This window comes from Myxococcales bacterium (genome assembly GCA_016706225.1).
GTDB lineage: Bacteria > Myxococcota_A > Polyangia > Polyangiales > Polyangiaceae > JADJKB01.
On sequence record JADJKB010000025.1, the window covers coordinates 763460 to 783729 of the forward strand.

General features: G+C 69.1%; 18 protein-coding genes and 1 tRNA gene. 6 read left to right on the top strand and 13 right to left on the bottom strand.

All coding sequences use genetic code 11. The features are described from left to right. Nucleotides 1-202: 202 nt before the first annotated feature. From IPI67_41885 to IPI67_41905, 5 genes are all read right to left on the bottom strand, one after another. Nucleotides 203-2059, bottom strand: coding sequence for a hypothetical protein (locus IPI67_41885; protein ID MBK7586726.1), 1857 nt, complete (start codon nucleotides 2057-2059; stop codon nucleotides 203-205). Continuing rightward, entirely contained in the window at nucleotides 2056-3249 is a 1194-nt protein-coding gene (locus IPI67_41890) for a hypothetical protein (GenBank protein MBK7586727.1), read from the bottom strand. Before IPI67_41890 ends, IPI67_41885 begins: the two co-directional genes overlap by 4 nt. A gap of 236 nt (nucleotides 3250-3485) precedes the next feature. Further along, a tRNA-Pro gene (locus tag IPI67_41895) sits at nucleotides 3486-3563 on the bottom strand. Between the two features lie 113 nt (nucleotides 3564-3676). Next, nucleotides 3677-4195: a hypothetical protein gene (locus IPI67_41900; GenBank protein MBK7586728.1), complete on the bottom strand. Its 519-nt coding sequence runs from the start codon at nucleotides 4193-4195 to the stop codon at nucleotides 3677-3679. Nucleotides 4196-4207: 12 nt separating this feature from the next. Further along, entirely contained in the window at nucleotides 4208-5044 is an 837-nt protein-coding gene (locus IPI67_41905; protein MBK7586729.1) for a PhnD/SsuA/transferrin family substrate-binding protein, read from the bottom strand. Between the two features lie 86 nt (nucleotides 5045-5130). On the opposite strand from IPI67_41905, the gene gorA reads away from it, so the two are divergent. Next, nucleotides 5131-6477, top strand: coding sequence for a glutathione-disulfide reductase (gene gorA, locus IPI67_41910; protein MBK7586730.1), 1347 nt, complete (start codon nucleotides 5131-5133; stop codon nucleotides 6475-6477). Between the two features lie 217 nt (nucleotides 6478-6694). After that, on the top strand, nucleotides 6695-9388 hold the full coding sequence (locus IPI67_41915) for a tetratricopeptide repeat protein (protein ID MBK7586731.1): 2694 nt from the start codon (nucleotides 6695-6697) through the stop codon (nucleotides 9386-9388). Between the two features lie 27 nt (nucleotides 9389-9415). Here the strand turns inward: IPI67_41915 and IPI67_41920 are convergent, their stop codons facing one another. The 5 genes from IPI67_41920 to IPI67_41940 all read right to left on the bottom strand — a co-directional run bounded on the left by IPI67_41920 (nucleotide 9416) and on the right by IPI67_41940 (nucleotide 14355). Next, entirely contained in the window at nucleotides 9416-9742 is a 327-nt protein-coding gene (locus IPI67_41920) for a hypothetical protein (protein MBK7586732.1), read from the bottom strand. Nucleotides 9743-9745: 3 nt separating this feature from the next. After that, nucleotides 9746-10339, bottom strand: coding sequence for a class I SAM-dependent methyltransferase (locus IPI67_41925; GenBank protein MBK7586733.1), 594 nt, complete (start codon nucleotides 10337-10339; stop codon nucleotides 9746-9748). 169 nt (nucleotides 10340-10508) lie between these two features. Then, nucleotides 10509-11312, bottom strand: coding sequence for a DNA/RNA nuclease SfsA (sfsA, locus tag IPI67_41930; protein ID MBK7586734.1), 804 nt, complete (start codon nucleotides 11310-11312; stop codon nucleotides 10509-10511). Further along, nucleotides 11309-12463, bottom strand: a complete 1155-nt coding sequence (locus IPI67_41935) for a DTW domain-containing protein (GenBank protein MBK7586735.1) — start codon at nucleotides 12461-12463, stop codon at nucleotides 11309-11311. Before IPI67_41935 ends, sfsA begins: the two co-directional genes overlap by 4 nt. Next, nucleotides 12460-14355, bottom strand: a complete 1896-nt coding sequence (locus tag IPI67_41940) for a protein kinase (protein MBK7586736.1) — start codon at nucleotides 14353-14355, stop codon at nucleotides 12460-12462. The genes IPI67_41935 and IPI67_41940 overlap by 4 nt, the downstream gene beginning before the upstream one ends. 170 nt (nucleotides 14356-14525) lie before the next feature. On the opposite strand from IPI67_41940, the gene IPI67_41945 reads away from it, so the two are divergent. The 3 genes from IPI67_41945 to IPI67_41955 all read left to right on the top strand — a co-directional run bounded on the left by IPI67_41945 (nucleotide 14526) and on the right by IPI67_41955 (nucleotide 16190). Then, the gene (locus tag IPI67_41945; protein MBK7586737.1) at nucleotides 14526-14927 is read left to right on the top strand and encodes a TerB family tellurite resistance protein; all 402 of its coding nucleotides are present in this window, start codon (nucleotides 14526-14528) and stop codon (nucleotides 14925-14927) included. 212 nt (nucleotides 14928-15139) lie between these two features. After that, nucleotides 15140-15364, top strand: coding sequence for a hypothetical protein (locus IPI67_41950; GenBank protein MBK7586738.1), 225 nt, complete (start codon nucleotides 15140-15142; stop codon nucleotides 15362-15364). 22 nt (nucleotides 15365-15386) lie between these two features. Next, a complete protein-coding gene (locus tag IPI67_41955; GenBank protein MBK7586739.1) occupies nucleotides 15387-16190 on the top strand; it encodes an SDR family oxidoreductase in 804 nt (267 codons plus the stop codon). Between the two features lie 148 nt (nucleotides 16191-16338). Here IPI67_41955 and IPI67_41960 read toward each other — a convergent pair whose 3' ends face one another. Then, nucleotides 16339-16974 carry a DUF502 domain-containing protein gene (locus IPI67_41960; protein ID MBK7586740.1) on the bottom strand — a complete coding sequence of 212 codons (636 nt, stop codon included), beginning with the start codon at nucleotides 16972-16974 and terminating at the stop codon, nucleotides 16339-16341. 60 nt (nucleotides 16975-17034) lie between these two features. On the opposite strand from IPI67_41960, the gene IPI67_41965 reads away from it, so the two are divergent. After that, a complete protein-coding gene (locus IPI67_41965; GenBank protein MBK7586741.1) occupies nucleotides 17035-18207 on the top strand; it encodes an MFS transporter in 1173 nt (390 codons plus the stop codon). Between the two features lie 37 nt (nucleotides 18208-18244). Here the strand turns inward: IPI67_41965 and IPI67_41970 are convergent, their stop codons facing one another. Beyond that, entirely contained in the window at nucleotides 18245-19378 is a 1134-nt protein-coding gene (locus IPI67_41970; GenBank protein ID MBK7586742.1) for an amidohydrolase family protein, read from the bottom strand. A 21-nt stretch (nucleotides 19379-19399) separates the two neighbouring features. Next, on the bottom strand, nucleotides 19400-20266 hold the full coding sequence (locus IPI67_41975; GenBank protein MBK7586743.1) for an FHA domain-containing protein: 867 nt from the start codon (nucleotides 20264-20266) through the stop codon (nucleotides 19400-19402). Nucleotides 20267-20270 lie beyond the last annotated feature (4 nt).

The window sequence follows — 20270 nt, forward strand, 5'->3', positions numbered from 1 at the left end:
GGCTGGATGCCGATGCTCGCCGGACTGGTTTCCTCCGCGGCGCTCGCGCTCGGGTGCAGCGAGTCGAGCGGCACGCCCGCTTCAGGCGGAAGCGCCGGCTGTCTTGGCTACTTCGCTCATCCGCCGTCGCTTCCGTCATGTCGCTCGCCGGTAACCGACGGAAACGCGGAGGAACGGCGAAGGTTGGTGCGGTGCCGGGCGCTCACTCCGGTGCGCGGTAGATGATCTTCGAGCGCTGGAGGGCGGCGTGGAGGCGCCGGTCCTTCGCCAAGCTGGCGTCGTTTCGCGGCACGTTCGGGTCGCGCAACATCGCCAGGTGTTCGTTGGCCATGCCGCGCACGTGGGGCGACTCTGCGGCGTCGGACACGAGCTTCTGCATCGTGCCTCGACAGCGATCACCGAGCACGCTGAGCGCCCAGAACGCCTCGTCCACCGCGTCGTCGGTGGCGTCGTGGGCCGCTTCGCCGACGATGCCGCAGGCCCCGGCGGGTTTTTGTTTCGCCAGCAGGTACACACTCAGCTCGCGCGTGAATCCCTCCCGGTCCAGCAGGCCGAGCACCCAGCGCTCGTCCCCGCGCGCCGCGAGCTCTTGCACGACGCGTCCGTGTTCAGTGACGACATGGGCCCCGAAGCGAGGCCACGCATCCCGCGAATAGCGCCGCATGTGCTGCTGTCGCGCCATGCGTAGCCGCGTCACCGCGAGCTCCGCCGCGCCGGGCAGCTCGAGCCGCAGCATGTAGAAGACGGCGACCCAGGGCGCGGTGCCGTCGTCTTTTGCATCGGCGACCCAGGCGTCGAGCTGTTTCTTCGCCGTGCGGTCGCCGAGGGCCGCGAGCGCCGCCAGATGTTTGGCGCGTTTCTCCGGCTGGTAGTCGTTGCGCGTGCGGTCGCCCGCCACGTCCGGCTCCTTCGTGCGCTTGATGAGCCAGGCGAGCAGGCGCTTCTTCGCCGGCGCCGCGGGCGCCGAGCGGGTCGCGATCAGCCAGTCCAGGAGCTCGTCGTAGCGATGGCGGTGCATCCACACGTCGAGCTCGGAAGCGTCCGCGCCGGGATAGAGCGCCGGCATCAGCTTGCTGTAACACTCGACGCCACGCTGGGTGTCGAGGGACGCGGTGTTGAGCTCGCCGCGCAGCTCCCGCGTGAGCTCGGCGTCGCCCAGCCGCACGCGAGCTGCGAGGAGCTCGCAGCCGCTGGCGCCGTGGGCCACGGCCACGCTGTCCTTGGTGATCTTGCTCGAGGCGCGGCGGAGCAGCGCCAGTGCTTCTGGATTCGGTGTGACCAGGAGCGGCAGCAGATCTCGGTACAGCGTGACGTTCTCGGAGTGCAGCTCGGGTTTGTCGAGCCCGCGCTCGATCAACTCCTGTGCGTACTTCTGAGCCAGCGCGGGATCGAGGCGCGACAGGCTGTCGAGGGTGTCTCGCCAGAGGTTGAATCCGTCGCGCTCGAGCGTGCGCAGGAGCGCCAGCACCCGCGGGGCGGACGCTACGCTGCCCAGGTCGGCCAGGGCGCGCGCCGCGGCGTGTCGAGTGCGGCGGCGTTCACCGTGCTCCCACGCCTCGACCCCCGCGGGCAACGGCCGATCGAGCTCGCGGTGCAAGAGCGGCACGGCCTGGGTGAGCGAGAGGTAGCCCGCCGCGAGCATGTTGTCCTGTCGCCACGAGTCCGTGTGCGGACGGCCGTAGAAACGCGTGCCCGGAGCGGCGCCGATCGTGCGCAAGATCCCCGCTGCGCCGCGGGGCACACCGATGCAGAAGAAGCTGTTGCGGCTCTCGAGTGCCACCCGCGGAGGCTCGTCGGGGGCTGTCGCCGGTCGAGGTCGAGCCGCACGTCGGGAAGGCATCGGAGCGACCTCCGCGACGTCGAAGACCTCGAGCCGGATCTGCTCGAGCCGCGGCGGTCGCCGACGGGCGAGGGGAGTCCAGTCATCGGCATCCCGAGCACGCTGCACGGGCTTCGAACGCTCGACGCGACGCTCCTCGTGGCAGACCGCGTAGCGCGGTGGGTGTGCGAGGGCCGCGCTCGGCGCGAGCCAAAGGGCCAGGAGCCAGCGCAATCTCATGGGCTCGCCTCGTACAGAGCGCTCTCCGCGTTCTCGCTGGCATCGCAGTACAATGTCGTGTCAGGGCGTCGTGAGCTGAAGAGCACGCTGGCCCAGTGCGCGCCGCGCTGTTCGGGCAGGCGGACCTGGTAGCTCGCCTCGACCCACAGCTCGCCATCGAGGTAGCGGACCGTGTGCACGTGTACGGGACCCGCCGGCTTGGAGAAACGTAATGCAGGGAGCGGGACGCGCTCCGCGTCGCGATACAGCGCTCGCCCACCTGCCAGCCACAGCGTGCCGTGACCGTCGGTGGCGACGGACATCAAGCCGTCGCTGAGCTTCGTCTCCACGCGTGTCCAGACCTTGCCGTCGAAGCGAGCCAGGTAGGCCAGACGTTCGCCGGGCTCCTTGAACGGTTCGTAGGCCGTGGCGTAGATCTCGTGTTCGCTCGCGGCGGCGAGGCTCAGGTTGACGATGCCCGAGAGTGTCTCCCCGCCCGGCAGCAGCGTTGCGCGCCAGTGCTTCGCCCCGGGTGCGCCCAGCGCAACGACCAGGTTCGTCACGCTGTAGTTGGCCGCCCGCTCGTCGTCGCAGCGCCCCGCCACGACCAGCCCTCCCTCCGGAGTCGTGGTCCACGTCAGCGGCACGAAATCGAGCTCGTCGGTGCACAGCTCTCGACTCGGCAGGTCGGGCAATGCCCGCGCGGAGCTCGGGACCGTCACGGGTTCGGTGCTGGCGCGCCAGCCTGCGTCGAAGCGATATCCGCTCGGCGTACGCTCGAACAGCGGACCGCGCTTCTTCAAGCTGTAGCGCACCGTCGTGCGCACGAGCCAGGGTTCGTCCGCGCTGCCGCCGAGAGCGAGCTCGCCTTGCACGTAGCCGCGCGCGTCCGTGGGTAACCCGTCCAGCAACGAGGCGCGCCGGAATGCCTTGCCGCCGCGCAGCTCGGCGAGGGTCTCGGCCGTCGCGAGCCGGTCGCCCGGGAGCCAGCCCGCCAGCACTCGTCCGTGATCACCGTAGACCAAGAAGCGCCGACGGCCCGCTGCCTGCACCGACAGCTTCGGGCACGGCCCCTCTGCAAACACGTGCAGCTCCGATGGGGCTGCGGCGCGCGTCTGCGGGGCCCGCGCTTCGGTGGGCGTGCAGGCGCTGGTGAGCCAGAGTGCGCAGAGTGTCGGAGCGAACCTCACGAGCTCGGCGAAGGTACGCATGCTGAACGCGGGCGGCTAGAGCCCTCCCCAGTGACCCGCCCACGCTCCCGCACCTGCTTGGCGACGGCCGCAGGCCGTCCGGACTCACACCCCGGGTCTTGGCACGATCAGATCACGTGCTGGAACAGAGACCAGACTACAAAACCGGCCGGACCCGGCGCCAACTGTTTCAAGCGCGCGGAACAGGCGCAAGGCGCCACAGTCGTCGTGACGAGAACAAAAATTCCAACCCCAAATGGTCGGGGCGGGGGGATTTGAACCCCCGACCCCCAGACCCCCAGTCTGGTGCGCTATCCAGGCTGCGCTACGCCCCGAACCGCCTTGCAAGAACCCGAGGGCTCCCCAAAGGGCACGCGGAACGTAGACGGTTTGTGCAAGATTGCAAATGGCCGGCTTTTGCCCGGCAAAATCCCGGGTTGCCCGACGCTCAGCGAGACGGGTCGCTCCGGATCAGGAGGGCGCACTCCGCCACCGCGAGCAGTACCAGCGTGGCGGGGCCGACCCAGAAGAGCACCTTCCAGGAGTCGTCCAGGCCGTGCCGGCGGGAGGTGATCCAGGCGGCGACGAAGATCGCCACCAGAATTTTTCCTACCACCGCGCCGACCCCCATCAGCGTCTGGCCGGTCGAAGCCCACGCCACCAGCGGGCCGAACGCCGCGAGGGCTGCTGCCGCCGCCGCGACGTAGCCGCCCGCTGCGTCGTGATCTTGCATCACCAGGATCACCGATGCCATCCACGACAAGAGCGCGATGATCTGCGCGGCCCGCGCGGCTGCGTTGCCCTGTTCCTCGAGGGGCGACGCGCCGGCCCGCAGCGCACTGAGCGCCGTCTCGGCTCGCGCCAGCTTCTGCTCCGCGCGTTTTGCCACCGCTCGGGCCGACTCGAGCTCGCTGGTCGCGTGCTCGAGCTCGGCTCGCAGCGCTTCGGTCGGCTCGCGGTAGCTCACTCCCAGTTCTCCTCAGCGGGGCGTATAGCTGTCGCTCCGGATCAGATAGCGCTCGAGCGCCCGCAGGTGGGCGAGCTGAGCCGCGTCCGCGGCCACAAAACCCCGCGCGTGAAACAGCGACTGTCCCGCCTCGAGCAGCGCGGGCCCGGGGGACTCACACAGCGCTGCCTGGATCCGTGCGATACAGCTCTTGTCGAGCGTCGACGAGGCCGCGAGCACGTCCGACGGAATGGGCCCCGCCCGCTTCAACACCTCGACCTCGGCCGCGCCCCAGCCCGCGCCAGCAACGGCGCCGGTATCATCGAGGTGAAGGTACGTGGCGCCGACCGCTCCCGGATCGGCGAGCACCTCGCGGACCACCGCGTCGTGGGTGCGCGCGAAGCTCTGGCTGGCGAACCCCGTCTCGACATCGAAGCCCTCGGCGTGAAGCGCGGCGCGCATCACGAGATAACCCGCTGCGCTGCCCTCATCGACCCAGACCGCGCGGGCCTGGTGCAGGTTGGTGACCGAGTGCAGCGGTGAGTCGGCGCGCACGAACAGCGCTGACCAGTACCACGCGCTGCCCCCGCGCTCGGGCAGCACGACGGGATCGATCTCGGAGCGCAACGCCGCCAAGGCCACCACGGGGGAGAGCCAGCCCAGCTCCACCTCGCCGGCCTTCAGGCGATGCAGCAGTCGGTCGTAGCGAGGCGCGGCGTACGGCACGATCTCGAGCCGCGTCGCCAGGGACAGCTCCGTGCAAAACGCATCGAGCTCGGCCCGGGTTGGTCCCTCGGCGTGCTCGCCCCGACGTTTTGCGCGCCGCCCGACCTCGGAGAGCGCGACGCCAAGACGGATGCGCGACGTCACGGCGCCGAGCATACACGGTCTTTCACTCCCGGGATCGAGATCGCAGTACTACGCTCAGCGGGTAAACGACGAAGTGTGGAGCGAAAATGAAAGCCTGGGATTACCTGGTGATTGGCGGTGGCAGCGGTGGCATTGCGTCGGCCCGGCGCGCGGCGGAGCACGGCGCGCGCGTGGCGTTGATCGAGAGCGGTCGCCTGGGGGGCACCTGCGTGAACCTTGGCTGTGTGCCCAAGAAGATCATGTGGCACGCCGCCAGCCTGGCCGAGTCGCTGAGAGATGCCGAAGGCTACGGCTTCGACGTCACGGCTTCGGCGTTCGACTGGGCACGGCTCAAGCTCCGACGCGACGCCTACGTCGAGCGGCTCAACGGCATCTACGCCCGCAACCTGGAGGGCTCGGCGGTGACACGGGTCACGGGTCTTGCGCGCTTCGTGAGCCCGCGGACGGTCGAGGTCGCCGGCGAGCGCCACACCGCGGCGCACGTGCTGATTGCCACCGGCGGCCGACCGAGTGTGCCGAACCTCCCGGGCGCCGAGCACGGCATCACCTCCGACGGTTTTTTTGCGCTCGAAGAGCGACCGGAGCGCGTCGCCATCGTTGGCGCTGGTTACATCGCCGTCGAGCTGGCGGGGGTGCTGGCTTCGCTCGGGTCGGAGGTGACGCTCTTGCTCCGCCACAAGCAGCTCTTGCGGCGCTTCGACGTCGCGTTGCGCGAGACGCTGATGCACGAGATGACGGCGCAGGGCATCAACGTGATGAGCTGTATTCACCTCGAGCGCATCGAGAAGGCGAGCGCGGGCACGCTGTCCCTCGTTGGCAGCACGGGTGAGGAGCTCTCGGGCCTGGATACGCTGATCTGGGCCATCGGGCGTGAACCGAACACCGAGACGCTGGGCCTGGATACGGCGGGCGTCGACACCGACGAGCGGGGCCAGATCGAGGTCGACGATCTTCAGAACACTTCGGCCGAGCACATCTACGCGGTGGGTGACGTCACCGGCAAGTGGCCGCTGACACCGGTTGCCATCGCGGCCGGACGTCGCCTCGCCGATCGTGTCTTTGGCGGTCAGCCGGACGCGAAGCTCGACTACGAGAACATCCCGAGTGTGGTCTTCAGTCATCCGCCCATCGGTACCGTCGGGCTCACCGAAGACGAGGCCCGGGAGCGCTGGGGTGACGCGGTCCGCATCCACGCGTCGAGGTTCACCAGTCTGTATCACGCGGTCACCGCCCGTCGGAGCGCCAGCGTCGTGAAGCTCGTGACCGTGGGCCCCGAACAGCGCGTCGTGGGAGTCCACGTGATCGGCATCGGCGCCGACGAGATGATCCAAGGTTTTGCCGTGGCGGTGCGCATGGGCGCAACCAAGGCCGACTTCGACCGCACGGTCGCCATTCACCCGACGGGCGCTGAAGAGCTGGTCACGTTGCGGTGACGCGAGCGGAGCGGCGGCTCAGGCTTCGACCTTCGGGCGGGCTCTCGCCGGGGGCGCCTCACGCTCGCCAAACCCGGGGCAAAGACCGTGCGAGGCAGCTGAGCCATGGACCGGAGCATTACAGCGCGCGCGCCGCTCGAACTGAACGAGCTTGGCTCCCGACGCGCTTTTTTCGAGCGCAGCGAGGCCAGGCGCGATAATTGTTCCGGCTCGCCGAATGCGCCTCGCCCTCGTTGTCGTCCCGTTCATCGCCAAGGCCTCAGCAACCGCGCGCCGTGTCTCGCTGTTGGCCGATCGCCTGGTCGAGCGGTTGGCGGAGCCGGATGCGGGGTACCGGGTCGAGGTCGTCGAAGCGCGCGGTCGACTGGGTGAGCGCGTGGCGTCGCTCTTGCGCGAACGCGGCAACACGGGTCCAACGCTGGTCTTCGTGTCGTCGGAGATCTCGCTGTCCGACGACGGGCCCGCCATCGAGTTGACCGGTGGCAATCGCCTGGCGCTCGCCGAGTTGCGCAGCACGCTGGCGGCGGAGGCCGACGAGACCCTGTTGGTGCTGGACGCAAAACACGCGGCGGATCCTGATGACCCGACCCTGTCGGCCACGCTCATCGACGCGATTCGCGCGGCAGTCGAGCCGCGCGAGAGCGGCATTGGCCTGTTGATCGGCGCCCGTCCGGAGGAGGACGAAGCCGGGGCGACCTCGGCGTTTGCGCGGGCCTTTCTGGCGGCGCTCGACCAGGCGCGCGGACGCCTCTCGCGCGTCGGGCGTGTGACCGCCGACGCCCTGTACGAAGACATGCGAGCGGACGAGGAGCGTTTTCACGAGATCACCGCCGCAGGTTGGTTCGCCGGGCGCGGTGAGTTCCCGGTGCTCGTGCAGCAGAGTGTCGTGGTGGGAGGCCTCGAGTCGGGTCCGCCGTCGCGGCAGAGTGCGAGGCCCACGGCGCGCCAGAGCGTGCGTCCCTCGATTCCACCCGGCGCACGCACGCCAGCGGTCGAGGAGGCGTGGAAGAGCGGCGCGAAATCGGCGAGTGAAGGCCACCACGCCGAGGCCATCGACCACTACAAGCGCGCGCTCTTGCTGCTGGGGCACGCGCCCGAGCGCGCGGAGCTGTACTTCCGCATCGGCAAGGCGAAGGAGGCACTGGGCAAGGCGGCGGAGGCCATTCACAACTACGACAAGGCGCTCGGCATCGAGCCGCTGCACCACGACGCATTCGCGCGTGCCAGCGGGCTGCTGGAAACGCAGCGGGATTTCGCCCGACTCGAGCGACTGCTGCGGCGCCGCCTCGATGCTCGCAGCGACGTCGAAGCGAAGGTGAAGGAGCTGTCCGCAATTGCGGAGTTGTGGGAGGCGAAGGCGAAGGAGCCGGCCAAGGCCATTCCCGCGCTCGAGAGCTGGGCGAAGCTCGCCGAGGACACGACCGGGTTGGGCCGCTTGGTGGATGCGCTCAGCCATGCCGGGCGTCACGCGGGCGCCAACGCGGTGCGGCTGCGCCTGGCCGCGCACTGGCTGGACGACGCACCGAAGCGGGCGAAGGTGCTCCTGGCGGCAGCCCAGGCGGCCGCCGCCCACCTGCCCGGGGGCGGCGACGCACTCGAGCTGGCGCGGGCGACCCTCGACGCCGATCCCGGTCTGTTCGAGGCGCTGGAGATCGCCGCCCTGGCCCTCGGCTCGCGGCGCCGCTGGCGCGAGCTCGCCGAGCTGTACGAGCGCCTGATCGAGCGCATCAAAGACGACCGTGTCGGCTGGGATCTCGGGAAGAAGCTTGGCATGTTGTACCGCGACGAGCTCGACGACGTGACCGGCGCCATCTCGGCGTTCGAGCGCGCGGCGAGCCGGAACCGCGCGGACGTCGAGCTTTCGTTCTGGCTCTCGGAGCTCTACGAAGCGACCGGAGACGTGGCGAGCGCCGCGACGGTGTTTCGCGCGACGGCGGCCGCGGCCAGCGAGGACGTGGCGGTCTTTCGTCGGGCGCTCTGGTGTTTCGAAAAGACCGGCGAGGCCGACTCAGCCTGGAACGCCGCCTGTGTGATCGACCAGCTCGGTGACGCCGACATCAACGAGTCGTTGCTCGCCGACACGCATCGCCCCGAGGGTCTGATCGCCGCTCGCGGTGTGGTCGGTGACGACGAATGGGAGCGGCTCATGCCCAGCCGGGATGAACCGCTCGAGCGACTCCTGTCTCTGGTCCAGCCCGCCGCGCGGCAGCTGAGGTTCTCCTCGCTCGAGCGCGACCGGCTCACACCAAAGGTCTCCGAGAGCACGCTGCAGAACCCGAACGGCACGACCACGCTGGCTCGCAGCTTGGCCTGGACCGCGCGGTTGCTGGGGCAGGAAGTGCCGGCGGTGCACGTGTTGCCGGAGGTGCCGGGTGAGCTGTCGCCGCTTCCGTTGCTCGAGCCGACCGCGGCCGCGAGCCGCGGCGTGGCGAGCGGGCTCGAGCTGCCCGAGCTCGCGTTCTTGTGGGCGCGGGTCCTGGTCTATCTCCGCCCTGAGCACTCGATCGTCGTTTTTTATCCGACCGCGCGCGACGTCGCGACACTCTTGCTCGGAAGCCTCGCCGTGACCGGGGTCGAGGAGGCGGAGGGTGACGCTGCGGTGGTTGCCGACGGTCTGGCCGAGATCCTGGACGACGAAGAGCTCGAGGCGCTGAGCGAAGCAGCGAACGCGCTGGAGAAACGCCGCCTGCGAACGCGCGTGGCCCGCTACGTGAATGGCGTGCACGCTGCGGCCAGCCGCGCCGGACTCGTCGCCTGTGGGGACATCGCGCGCGCCATCGAGCTGACGGGGCGTTATCCGCTGCCCGGCGGCCCGAGCAAGGAGCAGCAAGTGGCCGAGCTGCGGGCGTTCAGCATCAGCGCCGAATACGCCCTCATCCGCCAGCACCTGGGGATCGCCGTCAAAGTCTGAGCGGGAGTGCGACTCGCCCCCGCGGTCTCAGCGGGCCGAGCTGCTCGCCGCCGGAGCGCTGGCTGCGGCTCCGCCGACGACCTTGCACGTCCAGGCGCCCAGGAAATAGTACGAACGCCGGCAGTCGACGTTGACGATGCCGCGATCGGCAACCTGAAAATCGAAGCTCTGGCCGATGGGGTTCTTCGACTCCCGCGTCAGTCTGGGCTGAGTGTCCTTCGGTGACTTGGCCAGGCTTTCGGCCAGCTGTCGCACCTCGGCGTTGTCGGCGAACACGTTGTACATGCCGAGCAGGGACAAACCCACCAGCACGATGGGCAGAATCGCCCGCAGCGGCCCGCGACCCTCAGCCATGTCTCAGCCCGAGATCTCCAGCTCGAAGAACGGGATCTCCCGCTCCTTGCTCCACCAGAGTCCGCAGCCGACGTTGAGGAAGTGTTTGTTCAAGATGCCGCGGTAGTAGGAGCCATTGCGGATATGGATGTCGGCGTCGGTGCGTGCCTGATCACAGCGCTCGCGCAGATCGACCCGGGTGGTGACCTCCAGATAGACCAGGCCCTTGCTCATGGCGGCGATGTTCGCCACCGCCGGCGCCACGTCCGGGTCCGGCAGATACTGCAGCACGCCCTGGCACACGATCAGATCGTGTTTCTTACGATCCCGCCAGCGGGCGATGTCGCGGTGAGAAAAGCCATACTTCTTGCACATGGCCTGGCTCACCTCGGTACCGACGTAGGCCACTCCCTTGGCGTTCTTTTCCACCCAGCGCTTCCAGTGACCGACACCGGCGCCGATATCCAGCACGCTCTTCAGCTCGATTTTGTTGTAACGGGCGAATGCAAAGACGAACTCGGCCAGGCTCGCGTGCTCGGCGTCGGAGGTCACGCGTGTCCGCGGGTCTTCGTAGAAGCGATGATAGTAGGCTTCGTCGAAGCGCCGGAAACGGTCCATGCGCGGCAGTGTACCGCGATGACTCGGCCGCGTGGTAGCCCTGGATCGGGCGAAATACGGGCGTCCAGACCGGCAGGTTGCGGCCTTGCTTGCCCTTGCCCACGAGGCCCGGAGGTGCATGGCCGGCGCCCGCGGGCGATCGAGCAACACAATCCGCGCGCCATGCTGCTCAGCGCGCACGGGTGACGGAGCTCGGTTCAGCCGAAGCTGCGACGTCGGGCCGGTCTCTGAATGCGCGGAGCGGAGTCAGATCGTACGGCGCGAGGTCCACCGGCAGCTCGCCGAGGACGGCGTAACCCGCGAGCGTCGGCCGAATCGCGAGAGCGCGGAAGCGCACGCCAGCCTTGGCGGCGCACCGAGCAGCGCTTGCGAGCTCCGGGTCATGAAGATCCGACGGCCGAACACTCAGCGCGCCGCTGCGCTGTACAATGAAGATGACGGTTGCTGCGTGTCCTTCCCGCGCCAGCTTCGTCAGCTCGCCGAGGTGACGTGTGCCGCGCTCCGAGCGCGCGTCGGGGAAGTAGGCGCGCCGATCGGGGTAGACGAGGTGACAGTTCTTCACCTCCACGAAATGCTGACGCCGCGGGCTCCCGAGCCAGAAGTCGACACGCGAGCGGTCGCCGTAGGGGTACTCACTCCTGAGCTCCGAGAAGCGTCGGAGCCCGCGCAGGACCTTGGCCTCGAGCGTGGCGCGCACCAGTCGATTGGCCATGATGGTATTGACGCCGAGCAGGCCGCTCTCGAGCTCGAGCAGCTCCCAGGTGTACGCGAGCTTGCGGCCCGGGCGCGCAGGCGAGAGGTACACGCGGCGCCCGGCGACGAGCAGGCCTTCCATCTTGCCGGTGTTCACGCAGTGCGCGACGACCTCGCTGCCGTCGTCCAGGCGAACGTCCGCGAAGAAACGCTTGCGACGACCGAGCAGTCGCCCCGCCGAGAGGGGCGTCGGATGCGGGACGAAGACCAGGGGCTTCAAGCTTCGCTCACGCCTCGCTCGCGCAGGCGTGCGGCGACAGCGGCGGCGTTTCCGAGCCGGAGCGCGGCACGGCCTCGCACCCCGACCGCCGGCGCTGAGAGCTGCGCGCGGAGCGCGACACTCTCGAGCGAGCCCGGTGCGCGCTCGACGGCGCCGGCCCAGATGGCCTTGAGGCAGAGGCCGGCGGTCTCGAGCTTCATCGCGTCGAGCAGGTCCAGCGTGCTCTTGTTCCAGACACACACGACGTCGTCCGGGCGGCGAAAATCTCTCCAGCGAGCGTGCAGCTCCGGCAGATCGATCCCGTCCGAGAAGTCGGCCGCGGCCAGCTGCATGTGAAAGAGCCCGCTCGGGGTCGGCCCGCCCACGACCTGGTCGAAGGGCTCGGCGCTCGCAGGTCTGAAGGCCGCGAGCTGCACGAGGCTGCGCTCCCCTGCCGGGGCGGGGACGGTCTCGACGTACACGAGCAAGAGCTTCCGCCAGTGCTCGGCAATGAGGTGAGCGAGCCCGGGACCGCCCGGACGCCGACGGAGCTTGGCGCGGCGGGGCCCCGAGCGAGCTTCGACGAAGCGGATCTGATCGTCGATCATCGAGTCGAAGGCGGAGAGCAGCTGGTCGAAACCCAGCGTGTCGGGCTCGAGGGTGCGGAGCGCGGCGACCACCGCCTCGACGGTCGAGAGGCACTCGGCGCGGGGTTCCCGCCGGATCCGGTAGCGGCTGGGGGCGAGCGTGCGGAGTTTCACTCGCGGCACGTCGTCGAGCCAGGCCAGCTCCCGCGCGATGGTGTGGGCGTGGTGCCAGGTGCCGTCGAGCACGATCAGCTGAGTGGGACGCTCTTCGGGCGCCATCGAGTCGAGCTCGCGCGCGTCACTCGATGGGTAGAGCAGGGCCGCGCCAGGCGGAACGCTCGGCGCTCGCCCGCGATCACCCGACAAGAACGTGACGTCGAGTCGTAGCTGCTCGAGACCGAGCTGCAGGAGTCGTGCGGTGCCGATCGCGTGTCGGCGTTCCCGGGGGTGCTGCAGGACCCAGACCGGCGTGCGATTGGCCACCCGCGGGACTCGTGCGCAGATGCACGTCACGCACGGTTTCATGCACGCATAACAGTAGGCGCGACCGCCGGGCGCGTCGCCTTGCGCCGCACGGGTCGTCATTTGGCCTTCTTCTGGCCCTTGTCTTTGTCTTTGCCTTTGCCCTTGTCTTTGTCTTTGTCTGACCCGGAGCTGGCGCCGGGCGCGGCTTGTGTGGCGGTCGGTGCGGCAGTGGCGGGAGGTGCAGCCGGTGACGGCGCGCCGGTGGGCGGCGGGGACGCGGGTGTTGCTGCAGCCGGTGACGGCGCGCCGGTTGGGGATGGGGCCGGTGGCGCGGTGGCACCTGGCGTCGTTCTGCTCGTCGCACCAGGGGAGGTGAGGGCCTTGACGGTTGCAGCGGCGGCGGGTTGTGCCGTGCCGGGTTGTTCGGCGGTGCTGGGTTGCGGGGGCTGCGGCGCGGTTGGGCCGGCGAGCGTGCTCGCGCCCTCCGGCTTCGCTTCGGATTCGGCAGCGGGATCGGCGGCGCCGGTCGAGCCAGGCAACGCCGTGACGGCAGGGGCGCCGGGTGCATTCGGCACCGCGCTGGCGATCGCGATGCTGGTCCCGTCCCCCGGGCCGCCCGCTGCACTCTCGGTCTCCCACGGTTGCCAGAACAAGAGCGCGGTCAGCGTGACTCCGAGCAAGACGACGCCTCCGCCCCCGAGCGCGAGCAAGCCCACCACGGTGCCAGAGCGTTTGGCCCGGGTGCCCGACACGACCGGGGCCGTCGGCGTCACGCCGCCCGTTGGGTAGGACAGCGAAGTGGGCGATGCGGACATCGGGCCCGCGGCCTCGAAGTTGGCCTGCGCAGTGAACGAAGCAGCCGCAGCGCTCGGACCTGCAGGCCGAGCCTGGTCAACCCCCACACTCTCCAGGGTGCGATCGCCAAATGATTGCGGGCCTGGCGACGGCTCCGCGGGTGGTGCGCCGAACGACGGGGGGCCGAGGTCTTGTGGCCCGCCGGAGAGCGGGACGCTGGCCTTTGCTGCCGCGGTCACGACCGTGGCTGCATCCTGAGCGGCACGAGCGCTCGGACTTGGCGCCGGCCCCAAGAACGCCGAGCCGACGCCGGCCTGAACGACGCTCCCCGCCAGCAGTGCCATTGCATGAGGCGGCTCGTTTCCTGCCAGTAGCGCGCGCACGTCGCGCTGCATCGTCGCTGCATCCGGGTAGCGGTCGTCGCGCTTGAACGCCAGCGCACGATCGATGATCGCGGCGACCGGCGCCGGCACGGCCGGCGCCAGATCGAGCAGCTTGGGCGCCGGCTTCGTGGCCATCGCGACCAGCAGCTCGGCTTCGCTCGGCTCTTCGTGGATCCGGCGTCCGGCCAGAGCGCGAAACAGGAGTGCACCGAGCGCAAACAGATCGGTGCGGCCGTCGAGCTGCTCGCGCCGCCCGAGGGCCTGCTCGGGTGCCATGTACGGGATCGTGCCGAGCGCCAAGCCAGTGCGGGTCTTCACCTCCGACGGCACGTCGTCGAGGACGCGGGCGATGCCGAAATCGAGGATCTTGGCGACGCCGTCCCGCGTGATGAAGATGTTGTCGGGCTTGATGTCGCGGTGCACGACCGACGCCGCGTGCGCGGCCGAGAGCGCGTCGAGGATCTGATCGGTGATCTGCATCAGCTCACGGACGGTGACGGCGCCGGCTTGTTTGATGCGCGCGCTGAGGGGTTCACCTTCGAGCAGCTCGATCACCAGGAACACGTCCTTGCCGTCGCCGTGGCCCAGGATCTTGACGATGCCAGGATGTCCGATGCGGTTTGCGACGTACGCCTCGCGCAGGAAGCGCTCCTTGAGATCACGCCGGCGTGACATCTCCGAGTGCAGGAGCTTGAGCGCGACCCGGTTGCCAGCCTCGTCGGTGGCCGCGAACACGTCCGCCATGCCGCCGCTGCCGAGCAGAGCGCCGAGGCGATAGCGTCCGCCGACGGTGTCGCCGCTGCGGTCGTGGGTCGCTTCGTCGTCGGCAGTCATGGGGGAGCTCCGGAGCGCCTGGAGTCTAACCTGGATCTTCCGGCCTGTTCACCCGGCCCGGCGCGGGCGGTGGACGCCCCGTGGGCCCTGCAACCCGGCGAAATTCGCGGCCTCGCGCCGGCGCGACCAAAGCCGTAGGAGCGCGGCGTTTTCGAGTAGGATTGCCGGCAATGACCCCCGCCGAAAAGAACATCGTCAAGTCTCTGGTTGCCGTGGCCTGGGCCGACGGCAAGGTCGAACAGCCGGAAGAGCACGTGATCGAAGGGTTGCTCGCCGGGTTCGACGCCAGCGAAGAGGAAGAAGAAGAGTTGCTCGAGTACGCGAAGGAGAAGCGCACGCTCGAGAAGGACGTGCCGCTCGACGCCCTGGGCAAGGAAGAACGCGAGCTGCTCCTGGCCAACGCGGCGCTCTTGACCCACGCGGACGGAGAGCAGAGCGACAGCGAGAAGGAGCTGCTCGATCGCCTGATCGCCATGCTGGAATTCGGGAAAGAGGAGGCGGACGCCATCCTCGCGTCGGTGAAAGACGGAGCCCTGCGGCTCGGGAGCAACGTGCTCGAAGACGTGGACTGAAGCATGCTCGACAAGAACGAGCGCCAGTATTTCCGCCAAGAGCACGCTCAGAGTGTGATCCAGTCGATCACCGGCACGCTGTACGCGGCCGGGATCCCGCTGACCCAGACCGGACCCAACCTGTGGTCCGGGCGCGGCGGTGCGCCGAGCTACGGCACGGTGCCGAAGGTGCAGGTGTCGATGCTGCCGATGCCCGAGGATTTTTTCTCGATGTGCGGGTCATCGCCGATTTCGAGTCGAACTCGCTGGTGCTGTTCATCGTGCTCTGGTTCGTGTTCTTCCCGATCGCGTTGATCCTGGCGCTGATGGGGTATCAAGAGTGGGAGCGTCGCCAGCTCAGCCTGTTTCAGGCTGTCTGGACGCCGCTCGGGCAGATGATTGCGGCCCCGCCGGGTCCGCAGTTCGGAGCGGGTCCACAGGTTGGTTATCGACCCTGAGCGGGGCCGCTGGGAGTGAAACGTGAGCATCTTCGCCAAACGCATCCTCGAAGGGCAGGTCGCGCTGATCACCGGCGGGGGCAGCGGCATTGGCGCCGGCATTGCCCGTCGGTTCGCCGAGCACGGCGCCTCGGTCGCGCTCGTCGGGCGCAAGCTCGAGAAACTCGAGCGCACAGCGGCGGCCCTCACCTCGCTGGGCAGCGAGGTCCTGTGTCTACCGCTGGACGTGCGCGACTACGCCGCGCTCGAGGCGGCCGTGCAGCAGCTCGTCACCCGCTTCGGGCGCCTCGACGTGCTGGTCAACTCGGCGGCGGGTAACTTTCTCTCGCCGGCCGCGTCACTCTCGGCGAACGGGTTCAAGAGTGTGATCGAGATCGATCTGATTGGAACGTTCAACGCCAGCCGAGCTTGTTTCGAAGCGCTCGCGGTGCGCGGGGGCAGCATCGTCAGCATCACCGCGACCCAGGCCTGGATCCCGACGCCGCTGCAGTGCCACGCGGGCGCCGCGAAGGCGGGGATCGCCAAGCTGACCGCCGACCTGGCCCTCGAGTGGGGTGCGAGTCGGATCCGCGTCAACGCCGTGGCGCCCGGTCCGATCGCTGACACGGAGGGCATGCGTCGTCTGGGACCGGACGATGACGTCGCAAAGAAGCGGCTCGAGTCGGGGCTTCCGCTGGGGCGCTGGGGCACGGTCGACGAGGTCGCCGACGCGGTGCTCTACCTGAGCTCCCCCGCCGCGGGTTTCATCACCGGCACGACGCTCACCATTGACGGTGGTCAGTCGTTGCTTGGTGCTGGCAGCTGGCTTGCGATGATGCAGGGCTGAGGGCGAGGGCGAAGGCGAGGGCGAGGGCGCGCGCGAAGAGCGAGGGCGCGCGCGAAGGGCGAGGGCGCGCGCGAAGGGCGAGGGCGAAGCGGAAGGGACGGCTCGCTCGGCAAGCCTGCCGCGCGCTCGCGTGTGCGCAGCGTGTAGGCTACCCCTTCTTCCCACCCCGATCGGTCCGGTCGATCACGAGCGTCTTCTCGGGACCCGGCCTGCCCGTCGACACCGGCGCGGCCTCGATGCCCAGGCCCGAGACGCCGCCGGAGACGACGAACGCCATCACGTCGCTGCTGGTCGCGCTCAGGGTCTCGACCTGCTCGCGGGGCACGAGCAAGAGGTTGCCCGCGAAGTTGTAGGACTGCGGGAAATACACCGCGAGGTAGTTGTTCATGTCGAGCTGGCTCAGCGACTCGCGGGTCACGAACCCGAGGGCCTTGGCGGAGCTGCCCGGCACCAACGAGACGGCGACGGGACGGTCGAACTTCTTTTTGTCCCCCACGAACGCCCCCACCAGGTCGCGGATGGAGGTGTAGAGCAGCTTGACCAACGGCACGCGGGCCAACCATTTCTCCGTCTCTCGCACCACGGCCTTGCCGATCACGTTCGAGGTCAGAAAGCCAACCAGCGTGATCAGCCCGAGCGTCAGCACGAACCCGAGCCCGGGCACCCCGACCGGCAGCACACGATCGACGGTGGTGAAGACGAGCCACGCGATGTACACAGTGATGCCGACCGGAGCCAGCACCAGGCAGCCACGCCAGAAGTAGCCGAGCAGTGTCTTCGTCATGGCCGAACCGATAGCTCATTTTCAGCGCGAGTTCAGCGGCGGAGGCGGGAGTCGCCTGCGATGACCGCGCTCAAGCCGGCGCTCGGCGCCGAACGGGTGATCACCGGCCGCTTCGCCCTCGCGACCCTGGCGAACCTGGTGTTCTTCATCGGGGTCACCAGCTTCTTCTCACTTCCGGTGCACCTCGAGGCCATCGGAGCGACCCGCGCCGAGCTCGGGCGAGTGATGGGCTCCTTCGGCATCTCGTGCCTGGTCGCGATCCCACTGACGGGTGCGCTCACGGACCGCTTCGGCCGCCGGCGTTTCATGCTCGCGGGCGGCGTCTTGTGGGCGCTCTTCTCGCTGGGGTTCGTCTGGGTGACCGAGGTCGGACCGCTGGTGTACCTGCTCCGGCTCGGACAAGGTGCGGCGTTCTCGCTCGCCTTCGTCGCGACCAACGCCGTGATTGTCGATCTTGCGCCACCCGGCGCCCTCGGCCGGAGCATCGCCTGGTTTGGTGCCACGACCCTGGTTGCTCACGCCCTCGGCCCGTCGATCGGTGAGTGGGTCGCGCACGAGCTGGGTTTTCGGCGATTGTTCGAGCTGTCCGCGCTGGTCGCGCTCGCCGCGTGCCCGCTGTACCTCGCCGTCCCCGATCTGGCCCGCGCCGCCCCGGCCGAAGGTGAGATCGAGCTCGGCATGCGCCGGCTCGCGCTCCGGCGCGGCGCCGTCGGCGCCCTCTTGTGCGCGCTCGGTAGCGCCGTCACGTTCGGCACTGCGCTCAACTTCATGCCGGTGTTCGTGCGGGCGCGCGGGCTGCCGAGTCACGCCCCGTTTTTCATGAGCTACGTCGCGGCGGCGATCGCGGTGCGGCTGTTTGCGGGCGGCTTCGGCGATCGCTTCGGTCACCGCAGGGTGGGGGTCGCCGGCGCCCTGGGGTTTGCGCTCACGGCGGTGGGGTTTGCCCTCGTGCACTCACAACGCGAGCTCGTGGGGTTGGCGGTGGCCTTTGGTGTGTCCCACGGTCTGGCGTATCCATCGATGAACGCGGCGTTCCTGGCTGGGACCTCACCCCGAGTGCGGGGGCGAGCCATGGCCCTGTTCAATCTGTCGTTCAACGTCGGGGTGACGCTGAGCGCCTTCGTCGCGGGTGAGGTGGCCCAGCGCTTCGACTACGCGACCATGTGGCGAGTGGTGGGTGTGGCATCGGCGGTCGGCGCGGTCGTGTTCGCGCTCGATCGTGTGAAGCGCTGAGTCAGCGTGGGCGTGGGCGGGGGCGTGAGAGGTGGGCTCAGTTGGTTGCCGGCAGATCCAGGCGGATCAAGCGGCGCGCGTTGTCGCCGTAGATCTTGCGGAGCACGGCCTTGGGCAGGGCGACGCCGCTCACCTTCCAGTTGCCCTGAATCGGCGTCGGGTGGTCGAAGTCCTTGTCCGCCGTCTCGAAGTAACGACGCGTGGCGGTGAAAAAACGCAGCTCTTCCTTGGGGCCCGCGGGCAGTTTGCCCTCGGAGCCGAGAAAGAGCGGCTCGGGCTCGGCGCCGACGCCGAGGTCGCTGCCGAACAACACCCGATCCTGGAACTCGAGGAAGAAGGCTCGCATCCGCTCGGGGGAGTGGCGCCCGAACTCCGGAACGCGCGCGGCAGTGTCGATGTACAGGTTGTCGTATTTGCGAAGCCAGCCCGCAACGCGCTCCGGTTCCTCGGCGCAGTTGCCGAAGTGCACCGAGATGAACTTGGTCTTCGGGTGGCGTGCGACGCGCCGCTCGAGGGCTTGCAAGAGCTGGTCGAAGCTGGGCACGTCCTGCCCGTACTCGGACCAGCCGGGGTGCGCCTCGAGCTCATCCTTGCGTTCGTTCTTGTCGTCGACCGGTTGCCAGAACGCCTTTGGATCGCCGCTGTGAATGGCGACCGGCATGCCAAGCTCGCCCGCGGCCTCGAACACCGGATCGAGGCCCGGATCGTCGACGGCCAAGAGCCGGCCATCTGGACCGGGCAGCGCGAGGCCCAAGACCTTTGCGATCTTCAGGCCGCGGGCGCCCAGCGCGTGCGCGGTCCGGAGCGCCTTGGTCATTCTCGCGCCGTAGTCCGGGAAGCGTGCGTCGCGATAGCTGAGGGTGGTGAAGACGGTGACCCGCCCTTGCGATGCGCGAGCTGCCGCGAGTTGTTCGTCGAGCCCGCGCTCCGGTGTGCCACCAGACAAGTTGACCGCGTGATCGAAGTGCCACTTCTGCATCAGACGGCCGAGCCGGTCGACACCGTCGGGCCCGAGGTGAACGTGAACGTCGACGATGCTGAGCGGTGCGTCGTCCGCCTCCGGGCCGGGTGCGGGTTTCGCCGGCGGGTCACGCAGCGCGATGAGCGCAATCACGCCGAGGGCGAGCGCGCTCACTCCGCCGAGCAGCCAGGCACGTCTGAGACCGGACACGGCGCTGATGATACGGCAGAACTAGCGCCCGCTCACGGCGCCCATCATCCGGGCGAGGTTCTGCAGCCGCTGCAGCACGAAGCGTTCGCTCGGGCCGAGCGAGCGGCCCTCGAGCTCGGTGACGAAGCCGTGCAGCAGGGACAAATCCATGCGGGGTGAGCGGCGGGCCACGGCGAACAGCTCGTCGACCACGTCGAGCGGCGGTGGGCGGCGGAGCGCGCGGAACAACCGCAGCGGATACTCGACCCACTGGCTGCGCGCGGTCGCCGCTGCGAGCTTCAGCGCTGCCCTGGCGGCCGCGCTGGCGATCTCCGCGGGCACGTCGCTGCCCGCTTGCGCCTCCGCCAGCACGTCGGCCATCAGGCCGCCCAGCAGTCGCTCCGCCTCGTCGGGTTTGCCCATGGCGATGGCTTTGTCGACGACGCCCGTCATGAGCTGAAAAGCGTGCGTTCTGCGGGTCGTCTGTTCCTCGGGCGCTGATTCCGCCACGTCCTGGGTCGGCACGCGCTGGGTCGCGTGCGCGCGATCGTCACGCTCGAAGCTCTCCAGGGTGTACACCACGTCGGCGACCGCGATCTTTGCTCCGGGGCTCACCAGCATCTTCTCCCGCACCGCCTCGCCATCCACCCGCACGCCGTTCACGCTGCCCATGTCCTCGACGAAGACTGCGGCGTCGGTCACGGTCACCTTGGCGTGACGGCGCGAGATCATGTGGCCCTCGATCACGACCTGGCAGTCCAGCGAGCGACCGATCACGGTCTCTCCTTCCCCCAGTGGGACACGCTCCGAACCCCGGGCGAGCACGTAGCGCATGCGGGGTGCCGTGCCGCTCTCGCGACGGGGCGCGTCGTCGAGCGAGGTGAGTGTGCGAGCCTCTTCCTTAGCCACGTGC

What these genes read in the sequence shown, in the direction of transcription:
- IPI67_41935 (MBK7586735.1), bottom strand. Translation starts at nt 12,463, where the DNA reads ATGACGACCCGTGCGGCGCAAGGCGACGCGCCCGGCGGTCGCGCCTAC.
- IPI67_41925 (MBK7586733.1), bottom strand. Translation starts at nt 10,339, where the DNA reads ATGGACCGTTTCCGGCGCTTCGACGAAGCCTACTATCATCGCTTCTAC.
- IPI67_41890 (MBK7586727.1), bottom strand. Translation starts at nt 3,249, where the DNA reads ATGCGTACCTTCGCCGAGCTCGTGAGGTTCGCTCCGACACTCTGCGCA.
- IPI67_41915 (MBK7586731.1), top strand. Translation starts at nt 6,695, where the DNA reads ATGCGCCTCGCCCTCGTTGTCGTCCCGTTCATCGCCAAGGCCTCAGCA.
- IPI67_41920 (MBK7586732.1), bottom strand. Translation starts at nt 9,742, where the DNA reads ATGGCTGAGGGTCGCGGGCCGCTGCGGGCGATTCTGCCCATCGTGCTG.
- IPI67_41885 (MBK7586726.1), bottom strand. Translation starts at nt 2,059, where the DNA reads ATGAGATTGCGCTGGCTCCTGGCCCTTTGGCTCGCGCCGAGCGCGGCC.
- gorA (MBK7586730.1), top strand. Translation starts at nt 5,131, where the DNA reads ATGAAAGCCTGGGATTACCTGGTGATTGGCGGTGGCAGCGGTGGCATT.
- IPI67_41940 (MBK7586736.1), bottom strand. Translation starts at nt 14,355, where the DNA reads ATGACTGCCGACGACGAAGCGACCCACGACCGCAGCGGCGACACCGTC.
- IPI67_41965 (MBK7586741.1), top strand. Translation starts at nt 17,035, where the DNA reads ATGACCGCGCTCAAGCCGGCGCTCGGCGCCGAACGGGTGATCACCGGC.
- IPI67_41945 (MBK7586737.1), top strand. Translation starts at nt 14,526, where the DNA reads ATGACCCCCGCCGAAAAGAACATCGTCAAGTCTCTGGTTGCCGTGGCC.
- IPI67_41960 (MBK7586740.1), bottom strand. Translation starts at nt 16,974, where the DNA reads ATGACGAAGACACTGCTCGGCTACTTCTGGCGTGGCTGCCTGGTGCTG.